At 58.7% G+C, this 12,533-nt stretch carries 7 protein-coding genes, 1 tRNA gene and 3 pseudogenes; 1 reads left to right on the top strand and 10 read right to left on the bottom strand.

The window, feature by feature from the left end:
• Positions 1–170: 170 nt before the first annotated feature.
• The 5 genes and pseudogenes from pqqF to CKW32_RS28575 all read right to left on the bottom strand — a co-directional run.
• Positions 171–2,525 (bottom strand): pyrroloquinoline quinone biosynthesis protein PqqF, encoded by a 2,355-nt coding sequence (gene pqqF, locus CKW32_RS12030; protein WP_095185052.1) that lies wholly within the window; start codon positions 2,523–2,525, stop codon positions 171–173.
• A gap of 48 nt (positions 2,526–2,573) precedes the next feature.
• Positions 2,574–3,368 carry a carbon-nitrogen hydrolase family protein gene (locus tag CKW32_RS12025; RefSeq protein ID WP_095185051.1) on the bottom strand — a complete coding sequence of 265 codons (795 nt, stop codon included), beginning with the start codon at positions 3,366–3,368 and terminating at the stop codon, positions 2,574–2,576.
• Between the two features lie 11 nt (positions 3,369–3,379).
• Positions 3,380–5,071: an NAD(P)/FAD-dependent oxidoreductase gene (locus CKW32_RS12020; RefSeq protein ID WP_095185050.1), complete on the bottom strand. Its 1,692-nt coding sequence runs from the start codon at positions 5,069–5,071 to the stop codon at positions 3,380–3,382.
• A gap of 146 nt (positions 5,072–5,217) precedes the next feature.
• The gene (locus tag CKW32_RS12015) at positions 5,218–5,664 is read right to left on the bottom strand and encodes an Lrp/AsnC family transcriptional regulator (RefSeq protein WP_032883895.1); all 447 of its coding nucleotides are present in this window, start codon (positions 5,662–5,664) and stop codon (positions 5,218–5,220) included.
• Between the two features lie 36 nt (positions 5,665–5,700).
• Positions 5,701–5,853 (bottom strand): annotated as a pseudogene (locus CKW32_RS28575) (LysR family transcriptional regulator); the annotation flags it as partial.
• Positions 5,854–5,861: 8 nt separating this feature from the next.
• Here CKW32_RS28575 and CKW32_RS28570 point away from each other — a divergent pair.
• Positions 5,862–6,161, top strand: a pseudogene (locus CKW32_RS28570) (VOC family protein); the annotation flags it as partial.
• Positions 6,162–6,928: 767 nt separating this feature from the next.
• Here the strand turns inward: CKW32_RS28570 and CKW32_RS12000 are convergent.
• The 5 genes and pseudogenes from CKW32_RS12000 to CKW32_RS11980 form a co-directional block, all read right to left on the bottom strand.
• On the bottom strand, positions 6,929–7,171 hold the full coding sequence (locus CKW32_RS12000; protein ID WP_095185049.1) for a hypothetical protein: 243 nt from the start codon (positions 7,169–7,171) through the stop codon (positions 6,929–6,931).
• A 10-nt stretch (positions 7,172–7,181) separates the two neighbouring features.
• Positions 7,182–7,682, bottom strand: a complete 501-nt coding sequence (locus tag CKW32_RS11995; RefSeq protein ID WP_177434271.1) for a hypothetical protein — start codon at positions 7,680–7,682, stop codon at positions 7,182–7,184.
• Between the two features lie 600 nt (positions 7,683–8,282).
• Positions 8,283–8,518: pseudogene (locus CKW32_RS28565) on the bottom strand (site-specific integrase); the annotation flags it as partial.
• A gap of 125 nt (positions 8,519–8,643) precedes the next feature.
• A tRNA-Ile gene (locus CKW32_RS11985) sits at positions 8,644–8,720 on the bottom strand.
• A 15-nt stretch (positions 8,721–8,735) separates the two neighbouring features.
• Positions 8,736–12,479 (bottom strand): EAL domain-containing protein, encoded by a 3,744-nt coding sequence (locus tag CKW32_RS11980; RefSeq protein ID WP_095185048.1) that lies wholly within the window; start codon positions 12,477–12,479, stop codon positions 8,736–8,738.
• Positions 12,480–12,533: the final 54 nt, after the last annotated feature.

Genomic DNA, 12,533 nt, shown 5'->3' with positions numbered 1-12,533 from the left:
TTACTCCTACGAAGTGATGGGACGTTTACTACCAAGTAATACATATAGTCCACCTCCAGTCGGAGATGTTCAGATGTGTGCGTAGGAATGTTACTCAATTCTTGTCAGGTTAGCGCTGTCTTGGTGGAAAAAGCCTGTTGCAGGGTTGGCAATGATCAGCCTGCAGGCGTTCAGGCGCTCAACGTCTCCGGGCCGTTGGCTACGTAGCGCCAGCCACCTAGGGCGTCATTCAATTGCTGGGCGGCCAGCAGCAGGTCTTCACGGCTAACGCTGTGGATCAGTTGCTGAATGTGCGTGAGATAACCCGACGGATGGCCGGCCAAGTGTGCGTGCCACAGCAGCTCGGCAGCTTGGGCGACCGGCAACGCCTGATGTGAAAACTGTTGAGCCAGGGCAAGGTTGCCCAGATCTTCGAAACTGCCGACCAACGCTGGCAGTTGGGCCAGGAAAGTTTCCAGGTGCTCAACGATGCCTTCCAGGGACACGCTGGGAGACTGCACGCCAAACAACAGGCCGGTTTGCCCGTTTATCTGTCGGACTGCGCTGAATACTGCGTAGCCCAACTGCAACTTAACCCGCAGGCGTTGGTAGAAAGGAGCTTGGAGCAGGTGTCCAAGCAGTCGCCACGACGCTTCATCGTCCAGGGATTGGCTTGGGGTCGGGCAAAACAGCAGCAAGGCGGCTTCGGTGGAGCTGGTTTTTATCTCATGCCACACGCGTTGACCACTGAGGTTTTGCAGTGTTTGTTCGATGTGGGCAGGTTGCCCAGGCAGACGGGCGGCGGCCGCTTTGATCAACGCTTGAGTTGCAATGGGTAAACCCAGGCCCAGGCCATGCCAGCGTGCGGTCGCCCAGGATGGAGGCTGCTCGTGGGGGTCGACATTACCAGCGGCGCAGCACGAGGGCAGCGCTTTGAGCAACGCTCGGATTGGGATCATGGGAGGTGGCGCGATGACAGCTTCTTGCGGCTGATTCAGGCTTTGCGCCAAGACCTCCAGCACGGCCGGCATGGGCTCGTGCAGGCCGGTCATTTTCACCAGCCAGTCACTACCGGTGGCTTCAAAGGACACTTCAACACCCGCCTGACGTGCATTTTCAAGCAAGGGCTGCAAGCTGCTTTCCACCCCGGTGGCAACTGGCGAGCCAAACCGCCATTGCAGGTACAGCGCGCCTTCGTCGCTGTCATCCGCCAAGGCCTGGCTGAATGTTAGCGCCGCTACCTCCCGGCGACCCCGCGAGCGATCCTGGGCAAAGGTTCGCAGCCCTCGGTGGGCGCTGGTTTGGCCGCGGATCAGGCCTGCGCGCTCTTGCTTGACCGGTGGGCGCAGGAACGGATTGTTCGATGGGAGTTGCCAGCGATGTTCGGCGGGCGGTAGTTGCAGTGATTCAAACAGGGCCTTGAGCGCGGCGATGCCTTGTTCACCCAGATCGTCGCTGTCGTTTCGGGCCAATGCCAGGGCGCCCTGGATCTGTTGTTGTCGCCCGTTCAGCAGCGCGAACTCTTCGCGCAGCGGAGTCCAGTCGCTGTGTGAGAAAAAGCTCAGCCAGTCGTGCAACAGTGCCTCAATGTGTGTCGCCGGTTTGTCTGCGGTCCCGAGCGTAAAGTCGATATCCAGCACTGCTTGTCCGGCCGCGTGGTACAGCACTGACGCCTGCAGTGCGCTGACCAATTGCCGTGCTTTCAACTCAGCGAGCAGCCCGCCCGGTGCAGAGGCGTTTAGCCAAGTGCAGAGGAAATCCAGTGCTTCGCGGGGTACGTCACAAGTGATGACGTGGTGCAGGTGGCCGCCTTCGGTGTGCTGATACCGCCGAGCCTGGCCTTGCATCAGGGCCGGTGGCGACGCCTGCGGATGTTGCGGGCCAGAGACCAGTTGCACACTGAACTGCTGCGCCAGGGCTTCCAGCTCTTGCAGCGACTGCGGACCGGCAAGGCTCAAAGTCATCTGCCCGCTCTGATAGAAATGTGTGTGGAATTCCCGCAAGGCTTGTTGAAACGCCTCGCGCTCCACCGGCAGGCTGTCGCGGTTGCCGGCATGAAAACCACGCAACGGATGATCCGCCGCCAAGCCTTCGAACAGCGCCACCTGTTGCTGAGCCTTGGCATCTTGAGACCAGGCGACAAACTCTGCGTGCAGCACTTCGCGCTCGCGCAGTTGATCCTCCAGCGTCAGGCGCGGATGGGTCAGCATGTCTGCCAGCCGCTCAAGCCCTTCTGCAAAGGTCGGAACGGGCAGTTCAAAGAAGAAGTCCGTGGTGCGTTCGCGGGTGCTGGCATTCACTTGGCCACCGTGACGTTGTACGTAGGCCATCAACCCTTCGCCGCTGGGAAACCGCTCGGTGCCGAGAAACAACAAATGCTCAAGAAAATGCGCCAGACCCGGCCAAGCCAACGGTACGTCATGGCTGCCGGCAGCCACCCTTAACGCTGCGGCGCAACGCTTCAAACGTGGCGCATGGCGCAGGCAAACCCGCAGGCCGTTGGCCAGGGTCAAATGAACGGGATAAGGGTGGGCCGGGACAGGCATGGGCACTTCCAGAACGGGGCAAGTGCCTATGCTAACAAACCCATCGGATCAGGGCTTGTGCAGCGGGCCGTAAAGCTCGGGGCGACGGTCTTGCAGGTAGTGATTGGCGGCGCGGGCGTCGAGGATCGATTGGTGATCCAACGTGCCGACAATCAAGGCTTCATCCAGACCGGCCTGGGCGATGCGCTGGCCATCCGGTGCGGCGATGCTGCTTTGGCCACAGTACTGAATCTCGCCTTCGTGCCCGCAATAGTTGGCATAGGCCACGTAGCACTGGTTTTCAAAGGCCCGCGCCCGCACGGTGACGTCGGCAACGAAATCGAACGGCACCATGTTGGCGGTGGGCACCAGTATTAATTCGGCCCCGGCCAAGGCCAGGCGTCGGGTGTTTTCCGGGAACTCCAGGTCGTAGCAAATCAGGAATCCCAGCTTCCAACCGTTGAGCTCCACCAGTGGGAAGTCATCGTCGCCGGCACTGAACATCGAATGGTCCAGATCCCCGAACAGATGGGTCTTGCGATAGTTGCAGAGGCGCTGGCCGTTGGCGTCTATCAGCTGCACGGCGTTGTAGATCTGTCCATCGTCGGCCCGCTCAGGATAACCATACAAAATGGCCAGTCCGGCGCTTTGCGCGATGTCGGCAATGGTCTGGGCAGACTCGCCATCCCGCGCTTCGGCCAATGCCCCGACGGCTTCTGCGCCGATGTTGTAACCGGTCAGGAACATCTCCGGCAGCACTAGCACATCGGCGCCGGTCGCTTCGTGTGCGAGCTGGCGCAGGCGCTTGAGGTTGCCCGCCACTTCCAGTGGCAGCGGCGGGCATTGGTACAGGGCGACACGCATGGCGTAACTCCTTATTCGGCCAGGGCGATTGGCCCGATGTCATCGAACACGTCGCCCGGCCCTGGGTTCTCGGCGTGAGTACTGCCACCGAAGTGGGTCATGATGCCCCACACCGCGTTCAGCGAGGTTTGTACTGCGCCTTCCACCCAGGCAGGTGTCCAGGAAACGTCGTCGCCGGCGATAAAAATCCCACGCTGTTCGGCCGGCATGTCCTTCTGCATAAAGTGCGCATACATACGCTGGTTGTAACGATAGTGGCCAGGCAGCGCGCCTTTGAAGGCCCCGAGGAAATGCGGGTCGGCCTCCCAGGACACGGTGATCGGATCACCAATGATGCGCGCCTTGATATCGACTTTCGGGTAGATCTTGTTCAAGGCATCCAGGGCCAGCTTTACCCGCTTTTCGATAGGCTGCGGAAGCATTTTCAGCGCGTCGCTCATCCACGAGTACGACAAGCAGATCACCCCTGGTTTGTCGTCGCCGTTGTCGAACAGGTAAGTGCCGCGGGTGAGGCGGTCGGTGAGGGTCATGCTCATGAGGTCGCGGCCGGTTTCCGGATCTTTGTCTTTCCAGAAGGGGCGGTCGACCATCACGAAGGTTTTCGAGGATTGCATGTAGCGGGTGCGGTCCAGGGCCATCCACATCTTTTGCGAGAACAGGGTTTCATCGCATTCGATTTGGGTGGTCAGCAGCCAGCTTTGGCAGGTGGTGAGGACGGCGGCATATTCACGGGTGTCGCCGTAGTTGTCGGTCACCGCGAAACGGCCATCGGCTGCGTGTGCAATGCGCTTGACCCCGGCTCTCGGCGCGCCGCTGTGCAACGAGCTGAGGCTGGTGCCGGCCGGCCAGTGGGCGCAGCGTTCCGGTACATGGCGCCAGATACCCATTGGCACTTGGGCCACGCCACCGACCACCAGGTGTTGGTGGTCGTCGCAGTTGGTCATCACTACGCGGAAGATTTCCAGCATCGAGTTGGGAAAGTCCGAGTCCCAGCCGCCGGTGCCGAAACCGACTTGCCCAAACACTTCACGGTGATGAAACGACAACTTGGCGAACGCCTTGGACGTGGCGACGAAATCGTAGAAGGTGCGGTCGTCCCACAGGGGCACCAGCTCATTCCACAGCGCTTTGAGGCGCGGTACGTCGCGGTCGCGAATGGCTTGCTGGATATCACCGAACTGCGAGCCGGCTTCCAGGGCGTCGGCCCAGGCGTCAGCCACTTCCTGGAACAGTGCAGGCAAGTCGGACAGCTTTTGTGCGTAGTGGGTTTGGCCTTCGAGGTCGATCACGGTGCTGCCGGAGGCCGGCGTCAGTGGGTTGGGGAACGGTTTGGTTTCCAGTCCCAGCTTGTCCACATAGTGATAGAAGGCGGTGGACGACACCGGGAAGCGCATACCGCCCAGCTCGGCGATGATGCCTTCGGCACCTTCGAAAGCCTGGGAGCGCAAACGGCCACCCATTTTCGAGGCTTCGTACACTACGGGTTTGAGGCCCAGCTTCATCAGCTCATAGGCGGCAACCAGCCCGGCGATACCTGCGCCGATGATGGCTACTTCTGCACCATGGTTGGCGGCGGGGATGCTGCCTAGGCCTGCGGGGTGCTCGATCCAGTCATCAAAGGCAAACGGAAAATCCGGGCCGAAGATGGTGATGGGCTTTTGACCGTCTGCAGGGTGGCGACTTTTTTTGTTCGACGTATTCATGGCTGACCTGGCTGGATACCCGGCGGGGCACGACCCGCTGAGTATAGGAAAAGATGGCAGCCAGTTTAGGGAGCGTTGCGCTCGTTAATAAGACGCAATGTGTCGTCGGAATGAATTGTTTTCAGTCGAAGTGACGAGGTTGCTGGTCATATTGGTTGTCCGCGATCCAATTTGTTACTGAGGATGATCGAGGTGGTGGTTTTCTCTACACCATCGACACTGCCGATCTGGTCCAGTAACTGATCCAGTTGCTCCGGCGAATCCGTCCGTAGCCAAGCCACGTAATCAAACTCGCCGCTCACCGCGCACAACTGTTGCACCTGAGCCATGGCACTCAGCCTGCGCAACACTTCTTTGCCTGAGCGAGGTTGCACAGTGATGCCCACGTAGGCCTGCAAACCACCGTCTGCCACCCGTTGGCCCAAGCGCACGCCATAACCGGTGATCACTTGGGTTTTCTCCAGGCGCGCCAGGCGGGAGGTCACCGTGGTGCGCGCGATGCCCAACTGCCGCGCAAGCATGGCTACGCTTTCGCGGGCGTTGATCTGCAAGGCGGCGATCAGTTGGCGATCGATTTCATCGAGGACAGGCAAGGGAGGCTCCGTGACGGGCTGCAATGGAAACGCATGTTACAGGCTTGAATCGTCCAGCAGGCAGCGGGCAAACAGTTGTGGCACTGGTAAGTGCCGTTGGCTATAGCGACTCAGTAGGATGACCTCTCGGTAAAACGTCAGGCCGCCCAGCGGGATTATTCTTACTTGGGGCGAGCGCTCCAGCCACAGTCAGTAGTTTCTTCGGCCACCCATTGGTCATCCCCGAACATCCGAAAACCGCCTTCCAGGACGCGGCCCACACCAATGCCGTCGACGTCCACGATGTCCCCGTGCCGTATTTCGGCGTGGTATTGGGCTGTGAAGATTGGCACGTACTGGCGGAACGCTTGCAGGCGCGAGGTACGACGTTTGCGCTGGAGTCGCATATTCGGTTCAAGGGCCAAGTAGGAGGGCAGGCGACATTGTTCCTGTTTGACCCGTGCGTTAATGCGCTTGAGTTCAAAGCAACCAGGGATATTGGGCAGTTGTTTGCGAAGTGGGGCGGCGGACGTTGTGTGGACAGTCCGGACACTGAGAGTGGGTCTTCAGACACACAAAAGCCGCGCAATGCGCGGCTTTGGAGTTGGTGGGCCCACACGGACTTGAACCGTGGACCAAAGGATTATGAGTTGCTGGGCGAGCTGATATGCCTAGAGAAATCGTTCGTAGGTGAACGTAGGTTGGAATAGCTGGAGGCCCCGTAGTACGTGGTGTTAAGCGTAATTTTGAAAAGGTTGCTCAAGCTGAGTACTGTACCGTGGTTGTACTGATTTTGCGCCCTTTGAGTTTCGCAATTTGCCCCGCAGTGAATTCTTCGCCCACGATCTTCTGTAGTGCCCCCGGGCTAATTCTCTTGCATCTCAAAACCACGTTCCATTCACAGATCGAGAAGCAAAGCGCGACTTGGCCTAAGGCATGCGTATAGTCTGACTTTAAAGGTTGGCGATTGCGGTGACCTTTCATGTGCGCTAGATCCGTGCTGTCTAGGATCAGAATTAGGCCGCGCCCGCAGAGTTGGCGAGGCTGGTCAATGTGGCATTACACATTTCCGACTGCACCTGGTCTGCGTTACAGCCGCCACCCATCATTTAGCAGTGATTTTGGCGGCATCTAACCTACGTTAGGAGTTACCAGTATGTTCAAAGTAACCCCTCAATCCGCCTGCAAGGTCCAACGCTAAGATTATCGATCAACGCGCTGTTGATCGACTGTTGTCCCATATGATTTTGGGTCAGAGACGGCACCGAGAAATCGTGCAAGGGCTTCAGTCCCTCTCCGTGAACCGCCGCCGCGTCAGGAAAAGCACCACGCCCAGCGGCACGGCCAGCAGTGCTAGCAGCTCCAGGTCAAAGCCCAGCACCTGCTGCTCACCAACCTTGAAGATGCTGACCAAGCCCGTTGCCAGCAGCGCCAAACCAAGCCACTTGCGCAGCGGGTATGGTTTCAGAAACTGAACGAGGATCGCGCCCAGTACCAGAAGGACGACAGTTTGCATGATGTAGGGCATGTGCAGTTCCTCAGACCTTGATGACCAGCGTCACGACAGAGCGCTGTGGGCCAATCCCGCCATGTACCTCTCCCTCGATGCTGACCAGCACGTCACCTGCATGAAGGTTCGGTAGGGCCCCTTTGAGGTACCAGTTGACACCTGTCGTCACAACTGCACCTGAAGCCCAACCAATGAGCGGCCCGCCCAACGCACCTACCTTCCCGGCAACGCCACCTGAGGCCGCAGCAATTCCCTTGGCGACGTTGCCGCGCATAGTAGTGATCGCGTCGGCCTGCTGCCGGGTCAGGGGATTGGAAATGCAGACTGTCAGCAGGCATGGCAGGTTTCGAGCCTGCATTCGGTCGTACATATCGACAACGATGCTGTTGACTTGGTAATGGGCGCGTTTCGCTTCGCCAAAGTGCAGCTCGCGCAGGCGACCTCGGTCGCTTTCCATGAGGGTGATTTGAGACAGATTGAAGACGATTCCTTCCTCGGACCTGTACTGCGTGGTTTTCTCGAACTTCATGCGCGTATCCATTCGTGCAAAAAGACGATGATCTTCTACAAGCGGTGACTAAGATGCAAACGGTCTTTGATGTGAGGCCCCGGGGAATTTGACGTCTGCACGGGTCTCATCGCCAGTAAGCCAACTCCCGGGTAACAACACATCGAGCTCGTCGGTTTTGGAGACGTTAGGCCGAGGCGCCTCCGCACGAGGCACTGGCCGGGGTATGCTGTGACCGTGTAAAGCCCCGTCGACAACTTCTGCATTGCGCTGAGGGTTAAGGGCGTGCAATCAAACTGCAATCGCGGAATCCCGCCGCACCTCTCTCACGAGCCTGAAGGCGGCGGATGATAATCGGCATGCCCCTCGGTGCGCTCACCGCGTGCAGAGGCCCAAAAGTATTTCGCGTGATGCTTGTAGACGTCGGTGACTTCCGATAGGTCTAAGCCCAGACCTTGAACCAAACTCTGTTGTCGCTGATGCCCAATTGACCCGGCTACCGGAATTTGGCTGACCCAAGCCTTGGCGTTGTAAGTATTAGCAGGTCTGACTTTGAGCTGATCACTGATGGAGCAGCTTTAAGTCGGTATCTGGGTTAATTCTGCATCCGCGATAACAAATGGTGGGTTTCTTGGTGGGGGTTATGTCGCTCAGATAGCGCTTGAGTGCAGCCTCTAGCGTCATTTTCTCCGAGCCGCTACATCGGATGTACACACCACGCACCATTTCTTCTTCGGTACGCCTCGACCAGTCATCCGCATCACGCTTTGTGCGGAAGGTTTTGGCGACTGTGGGCCAGCCATTTTTACGAATGAGCGCCTTCAGGTGCCGGAAGGAGTTTTGACGAGAGTAGCCATGAGAGGGTGCTCCTAGGCGGCTGGCGAACCAGCACTGTACCTAAGTTGTACCCTTGGACCATAGGACTGTATCTGTGGTGGACCAGCCAGAAACGCGAAAGCCGCGCAATGCGCGGCTTTGGAGTTGGTGGGCCCACACGGACTTGAACCGTGGACCAAAGGATTATGAGTCCTCTGCTCTGACCAACTGAGCTATAGGCCCTTAACAGGTCGCGGATTATAACGATGGTTTCTTCTGTGTGCTATCCGAAAAATCCTCAATGCTCATACGAAGGAAGGTAGCGACAAAAAGCTCCGGCGGCAGTGGCAAGCTGACGATGTAGCCTTGCATCTGTTCGCAGCCCTCAGCGGCCAGGAAGGCTTGCTGCGCGGGGTTCTCCACGCCTTCGGCGATGATGGTGAATTGCATGCTGTGGCCCAGGGCGATGATAGCGCGCACGATGGCGGCGTCGTGGGGGTCGTCCGGCAGGCCGCGGACGAAGGATTGGTCGATCTTCAGGAAATCCAGCGGTAGCCGTTTGAGGTAGCTGAGGGACGAGTAGCCAGTGCCGAAGTCATCAATTGCCAGCTGCACGCCCAGTTGTTTGAGTTGGTGTAGCACCTCAAGTGCTTCTTCGGCCTGGCTCATGATGAAATTTTCAGTGATCTCCAGTTGCAGGTGACCTGGGTCGAGGTGGTAGTCGCGCAACAGTTGTTCTATTCGACTCAGCAAGCCGGGATGGCGTAGCTGCGCACCGGCGAGGTTGACCGACAGCGGGCCGAAATCTTCGTAGGTGCCCTGCCACGCGTGCAGTTGTCGGCAGGCCTGTTCCAAGACCCAATCGCCAATTTGCAGGATCGTGCCGTTCTCTTCGGCCAGGGCAATAAAGTGTTCTGGCGGTACGTCGCCAAAGGTGGGGTGATGCCAGCGGATCAGGGCTTCGGCACCGATCAGTTCTTGTGTTACCAGGCTCAGTTTCGGCTGGTAATACAGGCTCAGCTCTTTACGTTCGATGGCTCGCCGCAGTTCATGCTCCAGTGCCACACGCTCGTTGGCCTGAGCCGTCAGGTCGCGGGTGTAGCTTTCGACCCGGTTACGTCCCTTGGCTTTGGATCGATACATCGCAGCGTCGGCATTCTTGACCAAGGTGGCGACATCCGTACCGTCCTGCGGGTAAAGGCTGGTGCCGATGCTGGCGCTGATGAAGAACTCGTGCTCGCCAGCCTGGAATGGCGGGGTGAAGCAGGTCAGTAACTTGTTGGCCAATTGCTCGGCGTCATTGGCGTGTTGCAGGCCGGGTAGCAGGATGATGAATTCATCGCCGCCCAGGCGCGCTACGGTATCGATGTCTCGCAGTTGGTCCTTGAGGCGCACGGCAATGTCTTTGAGCAGCAGATCGCCGATCGGGTGGCCGAGGCTGTCGTTGATGTGTTTGAAGCGGTCCAGGTCGAGGAACAACACCGCGCCCTGTTTGCCAGTCTCTTGATGGCCGTTTAGGGCTGCCTGCAACCGGTTTTCAAATAGAGTGCGGTTGGGCAGCCCGGTCAGTGGATCGTGGTGCGCCTGATAATCGAGGCGCGCCTGGGCCAGTTTGAGGCTGGAGATGTCTGCAAACACCGCCACAAAGTGAGTGATCAATTGATCCCGGTTGCGCACAGCGCTGATGGTCAGCCAACTGGGGTACAGTTCGCCGTTCTTTCGACGGTTGGAAATCTCGCCCTGCCAATGACCTTGGGCCGTCAATTGGTGCCACATCGCGGCGTAAAACGCGCTGTCATGCAGGCCAGAGGCGAGGAGGCGGGGTGTTTGGCCGAGGGCTTCGGCTTCGCTGTAGCCAGTGATTTCGCTGAAGGCGCGGTTGACGGCGCTGATGTTCTGCCGGGTGTCGGTGATCAACACGCCTTCGGCGGTACTCTCGAATACCGTCGCGGCCTGTTGCAGTTTTTCCTGCATCAATTGACGTTCGGTGATGTCGCGGGCGATGGTCAGCATGCAGTCTTCCCCGGCGATCGGCAGCGGGCGACTGGACACTTCACACATCCGAATTTCACCGTCGCTACGGCGTATGTGGCAGATGAAATCACGCACAAAGCCATCTCGCTGCATCAGTTCCAGCATGTGTTTGCGTTCGTTGAGATCGACCCAGATGCCCAGTTCCAGGGTTGATTGGTCGAGAGAGGTGGCGCTGGTGTAACCGGTCAGGCGGCTGAAACCTTCGTTGACTTCAATCAGCAGGCCGTCGCGTTGGCGGCTCAGCAGCAAGCCGTCGGGCGAAGCATGGAAGGCTTTGGCGAACTTCTCTTCGGAGGTTTGCAGCAGTTGCTGGGTTTCCTTGAGTTGGGTGATATCGCGCACCACCACCACGATGGCTTCAATCGCGTCGAGCTGGAAGGGCTCCGCGGAGATAAGCCCGGTGAAGGCTTGGCCGTTGCTGCGCAAAAACGGCATTTCAAGGTTGCGAATACTGGTTGTCTGGACGCGTTGCAACAACTCCGGACCGATGCCCGGGATGCCCCATATTTCCAGTTCCGTGCCGGTTCTGCCGATCACTTCCTCGGCGGTCAGGCCGATTTGATCTTCGAACGCTTTATTGACCTCCAGCAGACAGCCATCGGAAAGCCGCGCGATCACAAGGATGTCGGGGCATTGCTGGAAGACCGAGGCAAACTTCTGCTCGGACAGCTGCAGCGCCTCCTCGGTGCGCTTGGCCTCGCTGATATCAATCATCAAGCCGCGCAGCACCGGCTCATGGCCGTGTTCGATCAGGCTGACAATATCGCGTACCCACAAACAGCGGCCGTCGGCGGTGATCACTCGGTAATCAATGCTGTGGTCGCGGTTGGCGCGGGTTTCGCGATAGCAATAGGCTTCGGTGCGGATCAGGTCGGCGGGGTGAATGATGTTGCGCCAGAAGCCCGGAATCAGCCAATGGGCTCGTGGGTAACCCAGCAGGTCCTCGGCGTGGGGCGACACGTAACTGTAGGTGAAATCGGTGATGCTGGCTTCCCAGGCAATAGCGGACAAGCTTTCTACCAGGCCGCGATAGTGGTACTCGCTGCTGCGCAATTCTTGTTCAAGCGCGACGCGGCGGGAAATTTCCGAACTCAGCCGGCGATTGATCCGAATCACGACGGCCAATACGGCGATTAGCAGCAGCACGGCGGGCAGGCCGTACATCAGCAGGTCGCGCCAGAACGTGCGGTTATCCGTGAAGTTGCCTACCCAGTGCTGTTGGATGGCATTGGTTTCATCGGGGCTGAGGTCGGCCAGGACTTTATCCAGGATGCCCACCAGTATTTTGTCGTCCCGTGGCACTCCCATCGCCAATTGATAGCGGTAAGGGGTATCGCCGCTGACGTATAGACCATCGAGTTTTAGTTCGCGTAGGCTCCAGACGCTGGACGCCAGGTCGCTGACCACGGTATCGACTTCGCCGGTCGCCAAGGCCTGCAGCGTGGAACTGACGTTGGGCATCGCGACCAGGTTGAGGTCAGGATGGTGGGTGCGCAGCAACTCGTGAGGGGCGTAGTTCTCCACCACGGCAACCTTCAATCCGTAAAGGTCCTTGAGATTACGCGGCCGTGCCCCGCCTTCGTGGGCAAGAATCACCATCGGGAAGTCGATGTAAGGCCGGGTGAAGGCCAGATAATTCTGGCGCTCCGGTGTCGACATGATGCTGGGGATAAGGTCGAGCTGATTGCTTCGAGCCATCTCCAATACGGCACCCCAGCTCGGCGGCTCGATTATCTTGACCCTGACGCCCAGGCGATCCTGGATCAGGCGCACGTAATCCGCCGATAAGCCTTGGTATCGACCATTTTCATCACGGTATTCGAAGGGTGGCCACGAGGGGTCCACTCCCAGTCTCAGCTCCTGATGGTCCGCCAGCCAGCCACGCTCATCATCAGTAAGAGTCAACGCGCCAGCCGTTGCGGTCCAGTTCAGCAGCGACAGCAGTATCACGGTCGGCAATCTGGGCATAACGGTCTCGTTATGGCACGGGGGAATGTGTCGAGTGTAGACGGGCATTGCGGA

It is taken from the genome of Pseudomonas sp. Irchel 3H9, from assembly GCF_900187495.1.
Taxonomy (GTDB): domain Bacteria; phylum Pseudomonadota; class Gammaproteobacteria; order Pseudomonadales; family Pseudomonadaceae; genus Aquipseudomonas; species Aquipseudomonas sivasensis.
Note: the sequence above shows the minus strand (reverse complement) of the source record. Positions and strands in the feature narration are given on the sequence as shown.

Excerpts from the sequence above, each read along its gene's own strand:
- pqqF (WP_095185052.1), bottom strand. The coding sequence starts at position 2,525 with ATGCCTGTCCCGGCCCACCCTTATCCCGTTCATTTGACCCTGGCCAAC.
- CKW32_RS12025 (WP_095185051.1), bottom strand. The coding sequence starts at position 3,368 with ATGCGTGTCGCCCTGTACCAATGCCCGCCGCTGCCACTGGAAGTGGCG.
- CKW32_RS12020 (WP_095185050.1), bottom strand. The coding sequence starts at position 5,071 with ATGAATACGTCGAACAAAAAAAGTCGCCACCCTGCAGACGGTCAAAAG.
- CKW32_RS12000 (WP_095185049.1), bottom strand. The coding sequence starts at position 7,171 with ATGCCCTACATCATGCAAACTGTCGTCCTTCTGGTACTGGGCGCGATC.
- CKW32_RS11995 (WP_177434271.1), bottom strand. The coding sequence starts at position 7,682 with ATGAAGTTCGAGAAAACCACGCAGTACAGGTCCGAGGAAGGAATCGTC.
- CKW32_RS11980 (WP_095185048.1), bottom strand. The coding sequence starts at position 12,479 with ATGCCCAGATTGCCGACCGTGATACTGCTGTCGCTGCTGAACTGGACC.